Below are 19,258 nucleotides of genomic sequence, written 5' to 3'. Positions count from 1 at the left end.
AACATGTTCATTTCATGCGCCCAGGAAAACGGCATGGCATGACCGGTCACGGCTATATCGAGCGTCGCGACGCCCGGGATGAGCAGCGGCGGCAGCGTCGTTTCACGCGACTGTTGCCGGCCAAGGAAAGCTCTGGTGACGACATAGGCCAAGGCGAAGGTCAGGGCGGAAGCAGCTATCCAGACGCCTTGCGAGACGAGCGGACTGTAGCGGTTCAGGAAGGCCGATTGCAGAAGCAGGCCAATAGCGACCGTGGCGAAGAAGTTGCTCTGGATCGGATGCGAGAACTCCGAGGAGACGTGAGAGGGGTGCAGGATCCACTTGGCGAAATAACCGACTGCGAGGCCCAGGAAGATAAAGGTGCCGAGCCAGCCGATATATTCGCCGGGCAGACCCGGCAATCCTATGGAGTGGGTGGCTTCGCGCCACGCCAGACTCAGACCGGTGATGCCCATCACCGAGCCGAACAGGTTGATTGGGAGCTGGGAGATCGAACGCCTGGTCAGCGGCTTACTGTTCGAAACGTTGATGGATTGGATGGTCATCGGCTGCTCCTGTCTGAAAAGATGCTGACAGGATTAAAACACGCAACGCCTATGTCTTAAATGGAACTAACAGGACGATTTCAGACTCATCGGATATGTTTTCGGCCACCGGTCTCCCCTGACGGCAACAGGCGCATTCAGGGCGTCGTGGAACCGCTCCATGGTTGCTCTGTATTCGCCGTGACCGCCATCAATCGGGATCGGCCCCGCCGGCGAGAATGGCCCAGTCCGGCGTTCTGGGAGAGCCTCGATTGAAGCGAACCGGCCGCGGCTTCAGGCTGCTTGTGTGCTTGTTACGGGGTATTCCTGCCAATCTCCGTATGTTTTCGGCCATGCACGTTCAAGCTGTGGCGGCTGTCCCCTGCGAGACACTAAATGCCGAAAACCACGCGCATCATCAGCGCCGGTGTTGGAGTGATCCACCCCTCCCCTCGCCAAGGAATTCTAACGCTATGCCGACGAACATTCTGATTCTCCCGATCACCATGTCGAGCTTTATGGGTGCGATATCGCGCTCGGCTTGCGAAGGTGCGATCCAGGGTGGAGGTACTGTTACCATCAAGGCTCTCGGCGGCCTTTACGCCGTTGATTTGCAGGAGGAAGCTCGTGAGGAATTCGCGATCCCCGAGTTTGCGCGGTCCGAGGATCTTTTTGAGGTCGACGGTATATTGCTGCTCCTGCGCGACGCGAGCGACGCCATCCAGGTGATCCGCTTTCTTAGACAGGCGGCCAACTCACCGGAATACCGGCTTTTCATCGGTAAGCTGGGCTCCGTATTCGTAGTGCCCGGCGCTGAATCGCAAGATCCGGAAGATTGGCGCAAGGAACTGGCGTACGAAATGATGAAGCTTGGCATGATCGTGGCGGAGCTCCCCTACCGCTTTCTAATCGGTAACAAGCTCGACGGCGCTGGCGGCAAGGCAGCCGTAGGCCCGAGCCTCGTTCAGCTTGTCGCCGCGCGTATGCATGCGCGCCACATCGCCGCCCTTACGAGGCGGATCGATCCGGAGCGCTGTTCCCAAGCCGAACTCATCGGATGACGTGTTTTGTAGACCAAAGCTTGCGGCGGCACAAAGAGGATCGGGACACGTAGACGTAATAAGGTCGCCAGAGAATTGGGGGCCGTCAAATTGGGCATAAAAGATCGTGACCGCCGCAGGGCGCGTGAAGATGCAGCGCGCATTGCCGAACTCCTCTCCAACCCCCGCGGCCCCGGCTCGGATGACTTCTATCTGCTTGAATTCATGGAGCTTCGGCGCAGCCGGATGAATCGCCGCGAACCGCACTTGCTGCCGTGCCGGCACCCATCTCCAGGGCGACCATAGCTGCCGCCATGGGCTTGGCCCGTCGCTCTGATACTCTCATGTGATCCACGCTGCAGTCACCTCTGGCGCAGTCATGCGCCCAAGAGGCAGCAACAGATCACGACGCAGGATGCCGGCGGGAATACCGCGCACGCTTTTCGAATTCCGCTCAGCTAACAGCCTTTCGCGAGATTGATAATTTCTGTAGAAATAATCATCAAGAAGCGAAACCATTGTCCGTGCTGAGCATTTGTGCAGGGACTTCGGGTCGGTCTTGGCGGACGCCTTACGCATTCGGGTACTTGCAAGGGACAACGGATCAGGAGGCGCGCTTGCTCTACGATGTCGCAGTTGTCGGTTCGGGGTTTTCGGCGATCGCGGTGACGATCAATCTGCTCCATCTGCTGCCAGCCTCCACTTCCATCGCGGTCGTCGGCGACGACCCCGGGTTTGGAAGGGGCACCGCCTATCGGACGGAGTTTTATGTTCATCGGTTGAATGTCCCTGCCGGGCGCATGAGCGTCGTTCCGGAGAAGCCCGACGATTTTGTCGAATGGCTTGAAGAGCATATGAAACAGGTTTCCGCGGACGGTTTTGCTTCGCGCGGAGACTATGGCCTCTATCTCCGCGACCGGCTGGCGTCGCTGTTGCGCGGTCACGAGCACCGCGCGGGAGTGGATTTTGTCAAGGCCAAGGCGACAAATTGCGTTCAATGCAGCGAGGCGGGACTTGTCTTTCATCTCGACAATGGTGCTGAACTGAGCGCGCGAAACGTTGTGCTCTGTCTCGGCATCGGCAATGCCGATCTGCCGCTCCCGGCGGGAAAAATCGACGCTGGTGTCGAAAGGCGCATCGTGCGCAATCCCTGGCGGCTGAGCTGGCTCTCGAAGGTTGGCCCCAGCGACACGATCTGCATTCTCGGATCCGGTTTGACGATGATCGATCAGGTGCTTGCATTGAGGGTTCACGGTCACCGGGGGCGAGTCCGCGTCCTGTCGCGCCGTGGGCTTCTTCCGCATGCGCATCCGCCGGCAGATCGTCGGGCGCCGGCCGTCGAGCCAAAGCTTGGGCGTTCGCGAGAAATCAGTGCCTTGCTCGCGGGCTTCCGCATGCAGGTTCGCGACGGAGCCGATTGGCGCGGCCTGATGGATGGCTTGAGACCAGTGACGCAAGAGCTGTGGCAGCAACTGACGAAAGAGCAACGCGCCCGCTTCCTGCGCCACGGCCTCGCGTGGTGGAACATCCATCGCCATCGGATTGCCCCGCAGATATCTTCGCGCGTCGACGCGTTGAAAAGGGATGGCATCGTCACGGTCCACGCCGGCTTTCTGGAGACGATCCGGGAAGGCCCCCGCGGTGCACTGGTCTCCTATAGAGAAAGGCAAAGCCGCCAGCCCCGATCGTTCAATGCAGATTGGATCGTCAACTGCACCGGCATGGAGCGAGCCGGCGTCAAGCACTCGCCGCTGCTTCGGCAAATGCAGCGGCAGGGGTTGATTACCGCCGACGAGCTCGGCCTCGGTCTTTCTGTCGACACGGAATCCCGTGTGCTTGGTCTGCAGGAAGAGCCGCAGCCGGGACTTTATGCGGTAGGCGCTTTGACTGCCGGTCAGTTCTGGGAAATCACGGCGGTTCCGGATATCCGGGTCCAGGCGAAGAGCGTGGCAAGCGCGATCGCCGCGACGTTGCGGGCTGCGCCATCGAGAGCAGCGAAACGCACATCCTGATTAGGGCCGGATGGGTGTGCGCGGTTTCCCGTCTGGAATTCCTAATGCAAAAGCCGTTCGCGTTCACGTTCGTAGTAGCGTTCAAGCGACGGCAGTTCCGTCTTGAGCTGTTCGAACAGCGGGTCCTCGGCGCTAACCGAGCCTCGATACTTCGCTTCGATAAAATGGCGGTGGCGTTCGAGCGCGACCTCGTTGGCACCATCGGCGACTGTGAACACCGGCGAGACCTCGCTTCGCCCCTTCACGGTGATCCGGTCGATTTCGGCGATCGGAAATTTCACCGCCGCGAGCTTCGCCGTGCGCTCCCCGAGCAGCAGCGAGATGCCATAATCCTTCGACGCCCCTTCCAGACGCGACGCGAGATTGACCGCATCACCAAGCGCCGAATAGTCGAAGCGCCGGGCAGAACCCACGTTGCCGACGATGCAATCGCCGGTGTTGATGCCGATTCCGATGCGCAAGGTCTTCGGCGGGCGTCCTGCCGCCCGTGCTTCGGCTTCCAGTTCCGCGTTCAATCGGTCAAGCGCGGCGAGCATGTCGCGCGCCGCCTCAACGGCGTGGACGGCATGATGGGGGTCGTCGAGCGGAGCGTTCCAGAAGGCCATCAGGCAGTCGCCGATATATTTGTCGATCGTGCCGCTCCGGTTGAGCACGGCCTCCGACAGCGGCGTCAGCAGCCGATTGATAAGCGTCGTCAGCCCCTCCGGATCGTTCTTCATGTCTTCCGAAATCGTCGTAAAGCCGCGAACGTCGCAGAAGAGGATCGATAGCGTGCGCTTCTCACCACCGAGTTTCAGTTGCGAAGGATCCTGCGCCAGCCGCTCGACGAGCGCGGGCGAGAGATATTGCGAGAAAGCGCGTGTGATCTCCCGCCGCCGTTTGCGTTCCTCCGCATAGTCGAGACCCGCCTGTCCGACCGCCACGCCGAAGAAAGCCAGCGCGGGGCCGAGCGGCGAGACGAAGATATGGCCGAGGCGCATCAGGCCGTAGCTTGCAAGGAAGATCAGGGTGATGGCAACGGCGCCGTAGCCGAGTGTCCTCCAGCTCGTCGATCTGGAGACTGCCAGAGCCGCCGCCAAGGCGGCAAGGATGATCGCCGGTATGGCAATCGTCGTACCAGATCGCTTGATGAACAGCCGGTGCACGAGATTGTCGTAGATCGTCGCCTGGATTTCGACCCCGGCGACGAGGCCGCGCGAAAACACCGTGTCGGAGGTGGCGAAGGCATCCACTCCGCCCTCCGCGAGCGTCGGTGCATTCTGCAGGCTCAGCCCCACGATGACGACGCGATCGCGAAAGGTGCCCGGCGGCAGAAAATTTTCCGGATCGAGTGCCTGGTAATAGGAAACGGTCGGATAGGTGCGCGCCCGGCCGAAGGTCTGGATCAGGGCCCTCCTCGGCGGCGGTGCCGGGTCTGCTCCGGCGACGGTCGCGAGCGTCACAGCGAAGCCGTCCGTGTAGGGTGGAATCTGCCTGAGCGTACCGTCGCCGCTAAGATTGACAGAGGCGATGCCCATTTTCGCTCCCTTGCCCGTGAAAAGCGGCAGGGGTTCTGTACGGACGAACTGGTCGGCCTGCGGCGTCTCGATCACCGACTGATCGCCGGCAAGCACGACGTCGGGCCCGAGGGCCTCGGCCAGCGCCGTGTCGTTTTCCGGGGCGGCGGCCGGCTCGGCGAAGATGACGTCGAGCGCAATCGCCCGCGCGCCGGCGCGCCTCAAGGATTCGATCAGGCGGGCATGCAGGGCGCGCGGCCAGGGCCATTGGCTGCCGATTTCCGCCATGGATGGCTCGTCGATCGCGACGATAATGGGACCATCTTCAGGAAGCGCGGGCCGGCCGATAATCGAGAGATAGTCATAGGCGCGCAGATCGACGAGCGACCAGCTGCCCGTCAGGGAGACAAGCGAGACGAGGGCGGCGACGAAGGTGGTCAAGACGGCAAGCTTCATCCGCCGCGTGGAGCGGCGAATTCGATCGATTGCCGCGGAAAAGCGTTGGGGGACGAGCGCTGGAGCGGGAGCGTTCATCAGAACCGCACTTTGACGGTGCCCTTGACGGTAGGCCCCCAGCCGGGGAGGCCGTCTCGCACCTCGAACTCTTCGTCAAGCAGGTTGAAACCGGCGAGTTCCACTTCGAACCGTTTGTCGAAGGGCTCCCATAGGAGGGATGCGTCGAGGGTCCAGAAGTCGTCCAGGGTCGTGGTGCCGCCGAAACGCTCGCCAATATAGTTTGCTGCGACCGTCGTCCTCACGTTGGCGGTGCTGACCCAGGTCAGTGCCACCTGTCCCGAGTTTTCCGGCAGGAACGGGAGGTCGCCACCGCTCCCTGTCGAGAGGTCCTCGCTTTCGGTGCGGGCAGCAGTCGCCGACAGGCCGAGGCCATGGCCGAGCGCCATGTTGGCCGTCAGCGCCACGCGGTCGACTCTGGCCCTGTCGAAATCGAACTCGTTCGGCATGAACAAAATGGAAAACGGAATCGCGATCGAGCCGTTGCGGATTTCCTGATGCTGGTAATCGACCGCGGTGAAAAGCCAGTCGCTCCACTCTGCATCCCATCGCAGGGCGAGGGTATCGGCATAACCCTCCGTACCGATGAGGAACTGGTTCGGTTGGAGGCCGACGATGCCAATGGGCGCGAGGGTGGCGGAGCCGAAATTGTAGCCCTCGCGTTGAACGGCTGCGCGCAGCCAATGGCCCTCGGCCGGCGTCCAGGCGACACCGAGCTTCGGTTCAAGCCGAATATTGTCGTCGTTGACGTCCTCGATGTAGCGCGCAAAGAGCGCGCCCTCCACCTTCAGGTCCGGCGTGATCTCGTACAGGCCGTCGACATAGGCCCTCATGACCCCTGTGGTGGCGGATAAACTCGTGGAGTTGGACGGCGTCGGAGGAGGGATAAGATCGTAATACTCCGCCTTCGCTTCCGACCGGACGGCGCCGGCCTCAATGCCATAGCGCCACGTCAGGTCACCGTCTCCGTAAAGGTGGTTCAACGCCCCAATGTAGCTCGTTTCCTTCTGCTCACTCCTCAGGTGCACAAGATCGGGAAACGGGATGTCCGAGAAAACCAGCTTCGAGGCTTGATCGACCTCCCGGTCGCTGAAGAAGAACGCGGCATTGGCGATATTCTGATATCCAAATGTATGACTCCAGGCGACGCCGGAGATCAGGCTCGAGCCGCTGTCGTTGTTCAGCTGGTCGGCGGTAAGTGGGAATATGTCCGGATCCGGAATGTCGAAAATATTCCGGCTGTCATCCACGTCCGCCATGCTCAAGAAGGCGACCACCCGATCGTCGGGTGATGGGGTTGCGGTCAGATAGGCGCTGCCGCTGATCAGGCGTGACTCACGATCGACCTCGAGGCTGCTTCCGAGGTCGACGGTATCGTGCGGCTCCGTCCATTGCAAATTGCCGAACACGCTGATCGGGAATGGCGAGAAGGTGAATCCCCTGACTTCGGCTTCACCGACCCAACCGGCGTGATCCTCGTCCGCCACGACACCGCCGCCGAGGTCGACTTCGAAGAAGGGGGTTTGAAACAGGTCGGCCGCGCGTGCGCGGTCAGCCAACATATGCGGTTCGATCAAAAGTCCCTGGAAGAAGGCCGAGAAGCTCGATGGGTTTTGCGAATTGGCGACCGGACTGCCGTCAAAATCATATGCATTGAACAGAGGATTGATGCTGCCGCGGATTGCCTGATCCACATAGGCCGCACCGACAAACGGATCGAACACGGCATCGCCGTAGTATTGCCCCCAGGCGTCGAGACCCTGCAGACGAAAGGCGTTATTGAGCGTCGAGCCCGCTTCCTGGTTGGCGCCCAGAGCTGCCGTGTCGCCACCTTTGGCGCGGGTGCGCCGCATGGTTTCCTGGGCATAGCGGATGGCCGCATCCGCATCATACTCATCGATCGCAATTATCGTACGCACCTGCGAGACGACAGGATCGTTCGGATCGAGCCTGTCGGCGTTTTCGAGGGCCTGGGCCGCCGGGATGCGATCACCCTTCTCATAATGTGCGGCGGCGAGCAGCAGTTGGGCATTGGAATAGGAAGGATTGGCCGTCGCGCCCGCGAGCAAGTCGTTGACTGCCTTGTCGAGATCGCCGTTTTGTAAATGGTAACGGCCGCGCGCGATGAGCGTCAGGTCGAAGGACGGATCGGCGGCCAGTGCCGCGTCGATCTCGCGCTTGGCTTCTTCCATACGGTATTCGTCCAGATACTGGATGGCGAGGTTCGCATGATAGAGCGGGTCACCGGGGTCGAGGGCGATAGCCTTTCTGAAGGCATTCTCTGCCGCACGATTGTCGCCGCGGATCCCCTGGATAAGACCGAGCGAATTCCAGATACGCGCGTAGCCCGGTGCGATCTCCAGGGCGCGTTCGAGGTCGGCCTGTGCACCTTCGCGATCATTTTCGACATAGAAGCGGTAATTGGAGCGCGCTTCAAGCGCCGTCGGATCTTCCGGATCGATCGACAGTGCCCTCTCGATGCCGCTTCGCATTTCTTCCCGATCGTAAAGAAGCATTGCGAACAAAGCGCGGGCAGCCGGCAGCATGGGATCGTCGGGATACCGATTTTCCGCCTTCTTGATCGTCTCGATCGCGGCGCGGATGTCGGTGCGGAACCCCGCGGTCCACGCCTCGGCCAACGTGCCGTAAGAACCAGTGGCTTGACGCGGCGGCTCTTCGACCCGGTCGGGATTAGCAAGAGCGCGGGCGAAATAGCCACCATAGGAGGCAATGGAGCGTCGTTTGGCATCGAGCCCGGGAGCCGCCCGTGCGAAGAGCTTTGCGGCTTCTTCGTAGCGGTCTTCCGAACCGGCGATCAGACCCTCAATGAGATCCGCGCGCGCCGATTGCGAGGGCGAGAGACCGTGGCGGCGCGCCTGCGAAAGGGCCGCCCGAGCCTTCTCCCGCCCGTCGAGCGGAAGGTAGATCTCCGCGAGCGTCAGCCAGTCTTCCGCCGATCGAGCTGCCTCGGGCATCGACTCGATGCGCGCGCGTTCGCGCCGCATATCGGCAACCCTGAGCGGCGTCGATGGCATCCAGACGAAGGCATCGCGCAGCGACAGATGGAAGAGCATCTGCTCGCGGTCTTTTGGCGTGACGATCACGATCTTGGTCGGCGCGCTGCCGATCGATGCCACGGCGCCTTCGCCCTGCTTCACGGTCACGCTACCATAGGCGTTGCTTAGCTCGACGACACCCTCGAGCACGACGAGCGAGGTCTTGCCGTCGCCGCCGACGGTCAGCGTCCAGTCCGTCCCACGGATGGCGGCGGTTGCGGCGGGTGTGTCGATCACCAGGCCTTCACCGCCACGCTCGGCACGTGCCCAGATCGTGCCTGATTGCAATTCCAGGTTGGAGCCGCCTGCGCCGATCTGTTTGACCCGCATGGCGGTGTTGCGTCCGAGCCGGATCTGCGTGTGGTCTCTGAAGAGGACGGCGAGCGCGCCCACCGCGTTGGTGCGCAGGACATCGCCGGTGAGCAGGTCCTGGGCGAGGTCAACGACCCGCCAGTTGGAGACGTCGACGAAGCGAACCTCCTCGCCGGATTTGCGGGCGATGACGGAGCCGGCTGCGGGCGCCGGTCGCGGTATCGGTTCGGCAAACGTCGGCCACGGCGCAAAGAGCGCCATGGCGGCAAGCATGACCCCCGATAACTTTCCCCTCACTGCCGAGTTCCCCACCTCGCCTTACGAATCCAGTGGATTTTTAGGAGAAAAAAGTCAAGTTCCCTGTGGTGCGACGGCCTTTTTTGTCGCTACGGTGTATTAAGAGGGAAACAGTGTGAGGGGGCTGGTGTAAATGGGGATTAGCGAAAATTTATACAACATTGACCTTTCGGATGAAGTATTGCCGCTGGAGCTCGGGCCAAGCGCCTATTACGATCATATCCGGAAGATCAATGACGTCTTCTACGATCAAATAAAGATGTCGGACCAGAAGGCGGCCTATATCTTCACGTTCATGTTTGCCTTCCTGATCAGCTCGGCCGAGGGACGAAACGTGTTCACCTGGCAACGCTATCTCGGCGATGATCCGTTGGCGATGATTTTATCGGCATCGCTGGCGCTTGCTTCAATCTTTTCGATCATTTCGGCGATCCTCGTCGTTCTGCCGCGAAAGAGCGCGACGTCGACGACACTCTTCTGGGGCGGCTGGCTGTCGCACCGCGATACGTTTCGCAAAGCGGCGACAGGCGGCGAAACGGCCTATCTGTTTCAGCAATATATCGAGAATGCTGACGCCCTCGCGTCGATCGCGTGCAGCAAATACCGCTTCGTCAATTTCGCTTTTCGGGGATTGATTGTCACGGTGCTTGCCTATGTGGCGATCCTGGTGACGGGCTAACATCGGTCTGCAGCATAGCGTCTCGACGGGCGGCGAGCGTCTCTTAAGTTCATGTGACGTTGTGGAAAACGCTTTTGGACACAGATAGATCGCGCTTTTCGATTGTTCGCGAGGGATTGTCGACCGGAGGTGCGTCCCTGGCTTTGCCTTGGAAAAGCCCAATCGGCAACTAAGGGTGCGACTCCTACCGTCTGCCCACCCCTTCCTGCGCGTAGTTCGCTGAACGATCGAGCGCCGGCCACCGCTGCCGATTCCGAAAAGGAGACCATGTATGAAGAAGAGTTTTGCCGTGAAGGCGTCCGTCGCGGCGCTGGTCCTCGCGGGGACGATGGCCGCCAATGCTGCCGACTTCCCAGGCTATCCGGCTCCAGCGCCGGCGCCGGCGTTGGAGCCGGATCTGCATGGTGGCGTGAAGATCGGATATCTCGACTGCAATATCGGCGGCGGTGCCGGCTATGTTCTTGGCTCGGCAAAGGAAGTTGATTGCGTCTTCCGGTCCACCCTCGCTGGCGAGGCTTCGGATCACTATCAGGGCGAGATCAGGAAGCTCGGTATCGACGTCGGATTCACCACGCGCAGCCGGCTGATTTGGGCTGTGCTGGCGCCGACCGCCGGCTATCACCGCGGATCGCTCGGCGGCATCTACCAGGGTGCGTCCGCCGAGGCGACCGTCGGCGCCGGCGTTGGTGCAAATGTGCTCGTCGGCGGCACGGCCGGCTCGATCCATCTGCAGGCGATCAGCGTAACCGGTCAGCTCGGGCTGAATATCGCTGCTGCCGGCACGTCGATGACGCTCAACGCCGTCAACTAGATCATTTCCCCGCTTCATCGAAACAGTGAAATGATCTAACTCTTTGGGAATCCGCAACTCCTGACTGAAAACTGCTACTTTCCTGGAATTGCTTGAAAGTCCGTCGCTACCGGTTTCGTTCGGCAGCGACGAACGTACAGAGTGTCGTATCGATTTTTGCAGGGGGAATCGCGTGGGGGCAGCCGTTCGTTCTTGTCTGTTGGCGGCTTGCGTCGTGGCACTGCCTGCCGTCGCGCGCGCCGAGTGGCAGGCGGTCGAGAAGGTTCAGTCCTATGCCATTTCGGGAGAAACTGGCGCCGAGCTCTACGCGTCGATCGGCGAGCATGGGCCGAAGCTGGGCCCGGTCCGCGCGATAGCGCACACGGATTTCAAGCTGACCTGGACGCGAAAATACGAGCCGCAGGGCGATGCCTGCGTTCTCTCGACGGCGCGTCCAAAGCTTACGATCACCTATATGCTGCCGAAGCCCACAAAAGCATTGCCGGCGGAAACGCGGGAGAGTTGGGACACGTTCATCGCCGGCGTGCAGAAGCACGAACGGGTACATGGCGATTTCATCAAGGACATGGTGCGCCAGATCGAAAGCGTGTCCGTCGGCCTTACAGTTCCTGATGATCCGGCATGCCGCAAAATCAGATCGGAACTGACCAAGCGCCTCGGCGCGCTTTCTCTCGCCCAGCGGCAGCGCAGTCGTGATTTCGACCAGGTCGAGATGAGCGACGGCGGCAATGTTCACCAGCTTATCCTGAAGCTGGTGAACGGGCAGTAGAATCGTGGATCAACCGTAACGGACGAGGAATTCCTCGGCGGTCAGATGGCGGAAATCGTCGAGTGCACGCCTGAGCCGCGCGTGGTCCCAGTCCCACCAGGCGAGCCGATCCATGCCTCGGCCGATCTCGGCCGTAAACCGCTCGCGGATGAGCTTTGCCGGAACGCCACCGACGATCGTATAAGGGGCGACGTCCTTGGAGACCACGGCGCCGGCGCCGATTACCGCGCCGTTGCCGACGGAAACCCCCGGCAGGATCGTCGCGCCGTGACCGATCCAGACATCATGGCCGATCGTTACCCGGTTCTGGCGCCTCCAGGCAAAGAGATCGTGGTCGAGGTCGGCGTCGTCCCAATAGTTCGGCGCGCGATAGGTGAAATGGTGCAGCGTCGCGCGCCAGGTCGGATGGTTGGTGGCATTGATGCGTACCGAGGCGGCGATATTGACGAACTTGCCGATCGTTGCGCACCAGATCGAGCCGTCCTGCATGACGTAGGAATAGTCGCCGAAGTCGACCTCGTCGAGACGCGAGCGCTCCTGGACTTCCGTGTAGCGGCCGAGCGTCGAATTCACGACGCTCGCGCTCGGGTGGACGAAAGGTTCGGGCCCAAGTTTCTGGCTCATGCCGCCTGCTTCCTCGGCGAGAATTCGGATACGTCGATGATGCGGTCGGCGACCGCGTCACGCACTTCCTCGTCGTGGAAAATGCCGACCAGGGCAGTGCCTTCCGCCTTCTTCTCGGCGATCAACTCGACCACGACGGCGCGGTTCTTCGCATCAAGGGAGGCGGTCGGTTCGTCGAGCAGCAGGATCTTGTGGTCGGTGATGAAACCGCGGGCGATGTTCACTCGCTGTTGCTCGCCGCCTGAGAAGGTGGCCGGCGGCAAGCCCCAGAGTTCCTTCGGCAGGTTGAGCTTGGCAAGCAATTCCGCCGCCCGTTCCCGTGCCTCTTCAACTGAGATACCGCGCGCCTGCAACGGTTCCGCGACGATGTCGAGCGCTGAGACCCGCGGTACGACGCGCAGGAACTGGCTGACATAGCCGAGCGTCGTGCGCCGCACCTCGAGCACCATGCGGGGCTCTGCCGTCGCAAGATTTACCAATCGGCCGTCGTGTTCCATCAGGATCTGGCCTTCATCGACGCCGTAATTGCCGTAGAGCATCTTGAGGATCGAGCTCTTGCCGACGCCGGAGGGGCCGCCGAGCACGACGCATTCGCCGGCTTTCACCGAGAAGGAGACATTCGCGACCACCGGCAGGCGCACGCCGTCGCGCAAGTGCATGGTGAAGCTTTTGGCGACTTCTGAAACAACAAGGGGAGTAGCCATGACTTTCACTTTCCTTTGCGCATGATCTTGTCCGAAAACCGGATTCCACTTTTCGGGATCATGCGTCAGACCTGCAAAATCGAAGAAACGAGAAGCTGGGTGTAAGGCTCGCGCGGGTCGTCGAGCACGCGATCGGTCAGCCCCTGCTCGATGACCGCGCCGTCCTTCATCACCATCATCCGGTGCGACAGAAGACGGGCAACGGCGAGGTCGTGCGTGACGATGATCGCCGCGAGGCCCAGATCGTGGACGAGCCCGCGCACGAGGTCGAGCAGGCGGGCCTGAACCGAGACATCGAGGCCGCCGGTCGGCTCGTCCATGAAGACGAGGCGAGGGGAGGTGACGAGATTGCGGGCGATCTGCAGACGCTGGCGCATGCCGCCGGAAAAGGCGCGCGGCTGGTCGTCGATCCGGTCCTCGTCGATCTCGACGCGGGTGAGCCAGTCGCAGGCGGCGGCTCGGATATTGCCGTAGTGCCGGTCGCCGATGGCCATCAGCCGCTCGCCGACATTGGCACCGGCCGATACCGTCATCCTGAGGCCCTCGGCCGGGTTCTGGTGAACGAAGCCCCAGTCGGTGCGCATTAGGAAGCGCCGTTCGGCCTCGGCCATACGGGCGAGATCGCGGTACTGCCCGTCGCGCATGTGGTATTCGACGATGCCTGAGGTCGGCATCAGCCGGGTCGAGAGGCAGGAAAGCAGGGTTGTCTTGCCGGAACCGGATTCACCCACGATCGCCAGCACTTCGCCCGGGTAGAGCTCGAAGGAGACGTTTCGGCACCCGATGCGGCTGCCGTAGAACTTCGAGACGTCGTTGACTTTTAGAAGCGGAACGGCGCTCATTCTGCGGCCTCCTGGCTTTCTGGCGTTGGGCGGGCGAGCATGTGTCCGGCATGGCCGTGTGCGCGCCGGTCTTCGCAATGGTCGGTATCGGAGCACACGAACATGCGCCCGCCCTTGTCGTCGAGCACCACTTCGTCGAGATAGACGTTTTCGGCGCCGCAGAGCGCACAAGGTTTGTGGAACTTCTGGATCTCGAAGGGGTGATCCTCGAAGTCGAGGCTGACCACTTCGGTATAGGGCGGCACCGCATATATGCGCTTTTCTCGGCCGGCGCCGAACAGCTGGAGCGCTTCCGACATGTGCATCTTCGGATTGTCGAACTTCGGCGTCGGCGACGGGTCCATGACATAGCGGCCCTCTACCTTGACCGGATAGGCGTAGGTCGTGGCGATGTGGCCGTTGCGGGCGATATCCTCATAGAGCTTTACATGCATGAGGCCATATTCCTCGAGCGCATGCATCTTGCGCGTCTCGGTCTCGCGCGGCTCGAGGAAGCGTAAGGGTTCGGGGATCGGCACCTGATAGACGAGCGTCTGGCCTTCCTTCAGCGTCTCCTCGGGAATGCGGTGGCGGGTCTGGATGATGGTCGCCTCCTTCGTCTTCGTGGTGACGGCGACGTCGGCAACCTTCTGGAAGAAGGCGCGGATCGAGACGGCATTGGTGGTGTCGTCGGCGCCCTGATCGATGACCTTGAGCACGTCGTCTGGCCCGAGGATCGAGGCGGTCACCTGTACGCCGCCGGTGCCCCAGCCGTGGGGCATCGGCATTTCGCGCGAGGCGAAGGGCACCTGGTAGCCAGGAATGGCGATCGCTTTCAGGATCGCGCGGCGGATCATCCGCTTCGTCTGTTCGTCCAGATAAGCGAAATTGTAGGTGGCAAGGTCGTTCATTCGGCGGCCTCCTTCATGCCTTCCTCGCCGCTCCCGTTGGCGGCCTCGTAGTCGCGGCGCATGCGGCGCACCAGGTCGAGCTCGGCCTGAAAGTCGACGTAGTGCGGCAGCTTCAGATGCTCGACGAAACCGGTCGCCTGGACGTTGTCCGCATGCGAGATGACGAATTCCTGATCCTGGGCGGGGGCGACGATATCCTCGCTGAACTCGTCGGTGCGGAGAGCCCGATCGACAAGCGACATCGACATGGCCTTGCGCTCGCTCTGGCCGAAGACGAGGCCGTAGCCGCGGGTGAACTGCGGCGGTTGCTTGGCCGAGCCCTTGAACTGGTTGACCATCTGGCATTCGGTGACGCGGATGACGCCGAGCGAAACGGCAAAGCCAACCTCCGGCAGGTCCAGTTCGACCTCGACCTCGCCGATCCGGACCTCGCCGACGAAGGGGTGGGTGCGGCCGTAGCCGCGCTGGGTGGAATAGGCGAGTGCCAGCAGAAAGCCTTCGTCGCCGCGGGCGAGCGCCTGCAGGCGAAGGTCGCGTGCCATCGGGAATTCCATCGGCTCGCGCGTGAGGTCGCCCATCACGTGACCTTCCGGCATCCGGCCGTCGCCTTCGATGAGGCCCTCGCCATCGAGAATGTCGGAGACGCGCATGACATGCTCGCCGGGCTCTTTCACTACCGGCTCTGCGACCGTCTCATCTGCGATGAGCGAAGGATCGAGCAGGCGGTGGGTGTAATCGAAGGTGGGGCCGAGAAGCTGGCCGCCGGGCAGATCCTTGTAGGTGGCCGAGACGCGGCGCTCGACTTTCATCTTCGCCGTGTCGATCGGTTCTGAATAGCCGAAGCGCGGCAGCGTGGTGCGATAGGCACGCAGGATGAAGATCGCCTCGATCATGTCGCCGCGCGCTTGGCGCATGGCAAGGGCGGCAAGCGCGCGGTCATAAAGCGATGCCTCGGCCATCACGCGGTCGACGGCGAGGCCGAGCTGCTCGACGACCTGCTCGATGGTGATCGAGGGCAGCGCGCGGTCGCCGCGGCGGCGATCGGCGAGCAGGCGGTGGGCATTGGCAATGGCGGCTTCCCCGCCCTTGACGGCTACGTACATGATTATGCCTCCCTGGCGGAGAGTTTGGTCGTGCGCGGCAGGCAGAGCACCGCGTCGCCCGCCGTCAGGATGAGGTCGATGCCGCGCGGGAAGATCGCCCGGTTGGCAGCCCAGAAATCGAGGAAGAGATCGGGCAGGCCTTCCAGCGCGATGGCCGTCTCATCCTTGATCCCCGGTCCCTTGGCGATAAACGGCCGGCCGCCGGTGAGCGCTTCGACCTCGATCACCAGCGTAGTCGAGCGGTCGGGATATTCCTGCGTGCCGAGCGCGAATTGATCGAAACTCGGCACGGCACCGCCCTTCTCGATGAAGGCGAAGCGGGCGTCATCCTTCGTTTCGGTCACCGGCGCGCCGGTATGGAAGGCGATCCATTGCGGGACTGCGGACTTTGCGAGCGCTGGCGAGAGCCAGACGGACGTGTCGTGGTCGCAAAGCGTCAGCGCAACGGCGCCGCTGGCCTTGCCGAGGGGCGAGGGCGGAGCGGCAAGCGCCGCAAAGCTGGTAACGGTGCCCGGACGGGCAAAGCCATCCATCAGGGTGCGAAATACGGACTGCGCCTGAAACACCGGATCGGCCAAGGCGCCGGCATAGATTTGCGATTGTGCGGCCATCAGTCGTCTCCCCGGACCATGGTGAAGAAGTCGACGCGGGTGGCGGCGGTTTCCTCCACCTTGCGGCGGTCTTCCGCATCGATGCGGATCGCGATCAGCCGGTGCAGGGCTTCGACCGCGGGGCGATGCCTTTCGGTCTGGAGAAGCGCATCGAAGATCGCGGCGTAGCGGGCGCGTTCCTTGTCGGTGCCGAGCAGCTGGCCGTGGCCGATCTCGCCGCTGGAGAGCCTGACCGTGGCGCGCGACACGGTCGCCTCGCCTAGGTTGAAGGCGTCGCCGCCGCCGCCGATCCGGCCGCGGACCATGACAAGACCCGTTTCCGGACCGCGGACCGCGAAGATTTCCGGCCTGTCGGCGATCGCTTCCCAGGCCGTCTCCAGTTCGGCGAGGCTGGCGCGCGCCAGAAGCCGCATGGCTTCCCTGCGCTTGGCCGCCTCTTCGGGGAGGTCTTCAAGTTTCTCAGTGGCGCTCATCGTTTTATCCTAAATGTCTATTGATCTAGACAACTGTACATCTTATACCTTTCCTTAGCTCCCGCAAATGACAGGCTTGTGACATTCGCGGAGAAAATGGGGTGAAGAGAATGGCGTTGAAGAAAATCGTCGAACGGCAGACCGGCGTGGCGCTCTGGCGGCAGATCGCCGACCGCATCCGGCTTTCGATCAGCAACGGCGATTATGACGCGACCGGCATGGTGCCGCCGGAAACGGTGCTCGCGCAGGAATTCGGCGTCAATCGCCACACGGTTCGCAGCGCCCTGGCGGCGCTGGCGGACGAAGGCCTTGTCCGCGCGGTGCAGGGACGCGGCACGATGATCGAGCGGAAGGATCGCGTCAGCTATCCGATCTCGCGGCGGACCCGCTTTTCGCAAGGGCTCGGCCGACAGGTGAAGGAGATCGGCACGCGGCTGCTTGGCCATGCGGAAGTGCCGGCGAGCGGCGAGATTGGGGCCGCCCTTGCAGTCTCTCCCGGCTCCCTGCTCATAGAACTCAGGACGGTGAGCAGCGGCGACGGCCGGCCTCTGTCGACGTCGGTCAGCTATTACCCTGCCGACCGCTTTCCGAGGATGGCCGAGGAATATGCGCTGCTTGGCTCTGTTACCAAGGCTTTTGCCGCGCATGGGCTTGACGACTATGTTCGCGTTTCGACCGAACTCGTCGCGCGGCATGCCGAGGCCCAAGAGCTTTCGCTCTTGCAGCTTTCACCCGGTGCGATCGTTATGGAGGCGCAATCGGTGAACGCCGATCTCGACGGCAAGCCGGTCGAATATTCGCGCACCCGCTTTGCCGCCGACCGTATGAAGCTCAGGATCGAGACGTAGGCAGGGCGGCAGGTCCCATAAATGCCCCTCATCCGGCCTGCCGGGCACCTTCTCCCCGCAAGCGGGGCGAAGAGAACTCGCGGCGACGCTCCGCTCTCAGCCCCCTCTCCCCGCCTGCGGGGAGAGGGCTAGGATGAGGTGCCAATAATAAGGTTGCTGCGACGACTGTCGTCGCGATCTACGCACTGTCCAGCATCAACGCGATCCGGATCGCTTGCCCGGTGGCGAGCTTCTCCCGTCGCCGAACCTCGGCCTTTACGGGCAGGAGGAATGAACCCGAGGCCCTGTCCGGGAAGATCGAGGTCGTCCATTCGGTCGTGCCGGTGCGCGCAATCACCGCTTCGCTGCCCCATCCGCGCCTTTTCGGTTCGGTCAGGAACTTGATTTGCTGTGCGACCTCCGCAGGCAGGGTGACGAAATGCCAGCCGCCCTTTCCAGGATAGAGCCATAGTTCCGCTTCAAACTCAAAGGCCGTCACGTGTCCCTCGCTTTGCCGCCGAAATTAGGCGACGAGGCCGCATTTCCGACGCGTTTTTGCCGCATCTACTAAACTGCTTTATGCATGTCGTTGTCCCAAAACCGCTGCACACTTTTGGGCGAAATGCATCAAGCTTTGCATCAGGATCCACGCATTGTCTTCTCTGGGGGAGAAAACGAAATGGCGACGTGGCGACCCGATCCTTCCTTCTATCCATCTCCGCGCATGGCGGCAAAGGCTCCGAAAGAGACCATTGCCTATGTGGCGGCCTTCAATCCGGAGCGACAGCGTCCCGACGCGATTGCCGTGGTCGACGTCGATCCGAACTCCACGACTTATTCGCAGATCGTCGGGCAGGTCGACATGCCGAACGTCGGCGACGAACTCCATCATTTCGGCTGGAACGCCTGCTCATCCTGCCTTTGCCCCAATGCGCCCCATCCCCATGTCGAGCGCCGCTATCTGGTCGTGCCCGGTCTCAGGTCGTCTCGGCTTCATATTGTCGACACCAAGCCGGATCCAAAAAATCCGCAGATCGTCCGCGTGATCGATCCGGCGGAAATTGCCGAGAAGGCAAACTATTCCCGGCTGCACACGATTCATTGCGGACCGGAGGGCATCTACGTCAACGCGCTTGCCGACCGCGACGGCAATGCGCCAGGCGGCATCTTCCTCCTCGACCACGACAGCTTCGATGTGCTCGGGCAATGGGAGATGGATCGGGGACCGCAGAAGCTCGCCTATGATTTCTGGTGGCATCTCGGTCACGACACTATGATCACCAGTGAGTGGGGCACGCCGGAGACGTTTGAAAACGGCCTCATTCCGGAAGTGCTGCTCGGCTCGAAATACGGCCGCAAGCTTCATTTCTGGGATCTCAACAAGCGCAAGCACGTGCAGGAGATCGACTTCGGCGAAGAGCACCAGCTCGTCTTCGAGCTGCGTCCCGCACATGATCCGACCAAGGCTTATGGATTCGTCGGCTGCGTCATCAGTCTTAAGGATCTCTCCGCCTCGATCTGGACGTGGTATCGCGACGGCGATCAATGGGCCGTGAAGAAAGTCATCGAGATTCCGGCCGAGCCCGCCGACCCGGACCTCTTGCCGCCCGTGCTCAAGGGCTTCAAGGCGGTCGCGCCGCTCGTGACCGACATCGACCTCTCGATGGACGACCGG

17 protein-coding genes and 1 pseudogene are annotated in these 19,258 nt (G+C 62.0%); 7 read left to right on the top strand and 11 right to left on the bottom strand.

Annotation, left to right across the window (positions count from 1 at the left end):
- Positions 1–545 (bottom strand): annotated as a pseudogene (locus QN219_RS22620) (C4-dicarboxylate ABC transporter); the annotation flags it as partial.
- Positions 546–997: 452 nt separating this feature from the next.
- Between QN219_RS22620 and QN219_RS22615 the strand changes: the two are divergent.
- Together QN219_RS22615 and QN219_RS22610 are read left to right on the top strand one after the other, a co-directional pair.
- Positions 998–1,585, top strand: coding sequence for a hypothetical protein (locus QN219_RS22615; protein ID WP_284002269.1), 588 nt, complete (start codon positions 998–1,000; stop codon positions 1,583–1,585).
- 596 nt (positions 1,586–2,181) lie between these two features.
- Positions 2,182–3,576, top strand: a complete 1,395-nt coding sequence (locus QN219_RS22610; protein WP_284002268.1) for an FAD/NAD(P)-binding protein — start codon at positions 2,182–2,184, stop codon at positions 3,574–3,576.
- Positions 3,577–3,617: 41 nt separating this feature from the next.
- Here QN219_RS22610 and QN219_RS22605 read toward each other — a convergent pair whose 3' ends face one another.
- Together QN219_RS22605 and QN219_RS22600 are read right to left on the bottom strand one after the other, a co-directional pair.
- Positions 3,618–5,606, bottom strand: a complete 1,989-nt coding sequence (locus QN219_RS22605; RefSeq protein ID WP_284002267.1) for an adenylate/guanylate cyclase domain-containing protein — start codon at positions 5,604–5,606, stop codon at positions 3,618–3,620.
- The gene (locus QN219_RS22600; protein ID WP_289624231.1) at positions 5,606–9,226 is read right to left on the bottom strand and encodes a FecR domain-containing protein; all 3,621 of its coding nucleotides are present in this window, start codon (positions 9,224–9,226) and stop codon (positions 5,606–5,608) included. Before QN219_RS22600 ends, QN219_RS22605 begins: the two co-directional genes overlap by 1 nt.
- A gap of 157 nt (positions 9,227–9,383) precedes the next feature.
- On the opposite strand from QN219_RS22600, the gene QN219_RS22595 reads away from it, so the two are divergent.
- From QN219_RS22595 to QN219_RS22585, 3 genes are all read left to right on the top strand, one after another.
- Positions 9,384–9,929 (top strand): Pycsar system effector family protein, encoded by a 546-nt coding sequence (locus QN219_RS22595; protein WP_284002264.1) that lies wholly within the window; start codon positions 9,384–9,386, stop codon positions 9,927–9,929.
- A 271-nt stretch (positions 9,930–10,200) separates the two neighbouring features.
- Entirely contained in the window at positions 10,201–10,740 is a 540-nt protein-coding gene (locus QN219_RS22590) for a DUF992 domain-containing protein (RefSeq protein WP_284002263.1), read from the top strand.
- Between the two features lie 199 nt (positions 10,741–10,939).
- A complete protein-coding gene (locus QN219_RS22585) occupies positions 10,940–11,509 on the top strand; it encodes a DUF922 domain-containing Zn-dependent protease (RefSeq protein WP_405052188.1) in 570 nt (189 codons plus the stop codon).
- Between the two features lie 9 nt (positions 11,510–11,518).
- Here QN219_RS22585 and QN219_RS22580 read toward each other — a convergent pair whose 3' ends face one another.
- The 7 genes from QN219_RS22580 to phnG form a co-directional block, all read right to left on the bottom strand.
- Positions 11,519–12,133, bottom strand: a complete 615-nt coding sequence (locus QN219_RS22580) for a DapH/DapD/GlmU-related protein (RefSeq protein ID WP_284002259.1) — start codon at positions 12,131–12,133, stop codon at positions 11,519–11,521.
- Positions 12,130–12,837, bottom strand: coding sequence for a phosphonate C-P lyase system protein PhnL (phnL, locus tag QN219_RS22575; protein WP_284002257.1), 708 nt, complete (start codon positions 12,835–12,837; stop codon positions 12,130–12,132). Before phnL ends, QN219_RS22580 begins: the two co-directional genes overlap by 4 nt.
- Before the next feature lie 65 nt (positions 12,838–12,902).
- Positions 12,903–13,679, bottom strand: coding sequence for a phosphonate C-P lyase system protein PhnK (gene phnK, locus QN219_RS22570; RefSeq protein WP_284002256.1), 777 nt, complete (start codon positions 13,677–13,679; stop codon positions 12,903–12,905).
- On the bottom strand, positions 13,676–14,569 hold the full coding sequence (locus QN219_RS22565; protein WP_284002254.1) for an alpha-D-ribose 1-methylphosphonate 5-phosphate C-P-lyase PhnJ: 894 nt from the start codon (positions 14,567–14,569) through the stop codon (positions 13,676–13,678). The genes phnK and QN219_RS22565 overlap by 4 nt, the downstream gene beginning before the upstream one ends.
- On the bottom strand, positions 14,566–15,672 hold the full coding sequence (locus QN219_RS22560; RefSeq protein WP_284002253.1) for a carbon-phosphorus lyase complex subunit PhnI: 1,107 nt from the start codon (positions 15,670–15,672) through the stop codon (positions 14,566–14,568). Before QN219_RS22560 ends, QN219_RS22565 begins: the two co-directional genes overlap by 4 nt.
- A gap of 2 nt (positions 15,673–15,674) precedes the next feature.
- Entirely contained in the window at positions 15,675–16,283 is a 609-nt protein-coding gene (gene phnH / locus QN219_RS22555) for a phosphonate C-P lyase system protein PhnH (protein WP_284002251.1), read from the bottom strand.
- Entirely contained in the window at positions 16,283–16,756 is a 474-nt protein-coding gene (phnG, locus tag QN219_RS22550; RefSeq protein WP_284002250.1) for a phosphonate C-P lyase system protein PhnG, read from the bottom strand. Before phnG ends, phnH begins: the two co-directional genes overlap by 1 nt.
- Before the next feature lie 110 nt (positions 16,757–16,866).
- On the opposite strand from phnG, the gene phnF reads away from it, so the two are divergent.
- Positions 16,867–17,604, top strand: coding sequence for a phosphonate metabolism transcriptional regulator PhnF (gene phnF, locus QN219_RS22545; protein ID WP_284002249.1), 738 nt, complete (start codon positions 16,867–16,869; stop codon positions 17,602–17,604).
- A 178-nt stretch (positions 17,605–17,782) separates the two neighbouring features.
- Here the strand turns inward: phnF and QN219_RS22540 are convergent, their stop codons facing one another.
- Entirely contained in the window at positions 17,783–18,082 is a 300-nt protein-coding gene (locus QN219_RS22540) for a DUF1905 domain-containing protein (protein WP_284002248.1), read from the bottom strand.
- Between the two features lie 180 nt (positions 18,083–18,262).
- Between QN219_RS22540 and QN219_RS22535 the strand changes: the two genes are divergently transcribed.
- Positions 18,263–19,258, top strand: a 996-nt coding sequence (locus QN219_RS22535; RefSeq protein ID WP_284002246.1) for a selenium-binding protein SBP56-related protein, incomplete at its 3' end; no start/stop codon positions are given.

Source organism: Sinorhizobium sp. 8-89 (genome assembly GCF_030124325.1).
GTDB lineage: Bacteria > Pseudomonadota > Alphaproteobacteria > Rhizobiales > Rhizobiaceae > Sinorhizobium.
This window is presented reverse-complemented; position numbering and strand designations above follow the sequence as displayed.

Excerpts from the sequence above, each read along its gene's own strand:
- QN219_RS22615 (WP_284002269.1), top strand. The coding sequence starts at position 998 with ATGCCGACGAACATTCTGATTCTCCCGATCACCATGTCGAGCTTTATG.
- QN219_RS22605 (WP_284002267.1), bottom strand. The coding sequence starts at position 5,606 with ATGAACGCTCCCGCTCCAGCGCTCGTCCCCCAACGCTTTTCCGCGGCA.
- QN219_RS22600 (WP_289624231.1), bottom strand. The coding sequence starts at position 9,226 with ATGCTTGCCGCCATGGCGCTCTTTGCGCCGTGGCCGACGTTTGCCGAA.
- QN219_RS22595 (WP_284002264.1), top strand. The coding sequence starts at position 9,384 with ATGGGGATTAGCGAAAATTTATACAACATTGACCTTTCGGATGAAGTA.
- QN219_RS22590 (WP_284002263.1), top strand. The coding sequence starts at position 10,201 with ATGAAGAAGAGTTTTGCCGTGAAGGCGTCCGTCGCGGCGCTGGTCCTC.
- QN219_RS22580 (WP_284002259.1), bottom strand. The coding sequence starts at position 12,133 with ATGAGCCAGAAACTTGGGCCCGAACCTTTCGTCCACCCGAGCGCGAGC.
- phnL (WP_284002257.1), bottom strand. The coding sequence starts at position 12,837 with ATGGCTACTCCCCTTGTTGTTTCAGAAGTCGCCAAAAGCTTCACCATG.
- phnK (WP_284002256.1), bottom strand. The coding sequence starts at position 13,679 with ATGAGCGCCGTTCCGCTTCTAAAAGTCAACGACGTCTCGAAGTTCTAC.
- QN219_RS22565 (WP_284002254.1), bottom strand. The coding sequence starts at position 14,569 with ATGAACGACCTTGCCACCTACAATTTCGCTTATCTGGACGAACAGACG.
- QN219_RS22560 (WP_284002253.1), bottom strand. The coding sequence starts at position 15,672 with ATGTACGTAGCCGTCAAGGGCGGGGAAGCCGCCATTGCCAATGCCCAC.
- phnH (WP_284002251.1), bottom strand. The coding sequence starts at position 16,283 with ATGGCCGCACAATCGCAAATCTATGCCGGCGCCTTGGCCGATCCGGTG.
- phnG (WP_284002250.1), bottom strand. The coding sequence starts at position 16,756 with ATGAGCGCCACTGAGAAACTTGAAGACCTCCCCGAAGAGGCGGCCAAG.
- phnF (WP_284002249.1), top strand. The coding sequence starts at position 16,867 with ATGGCGTTGAAGAAAATCGTCGAACGGCAGACCGGCGTGGCGCTCTGG.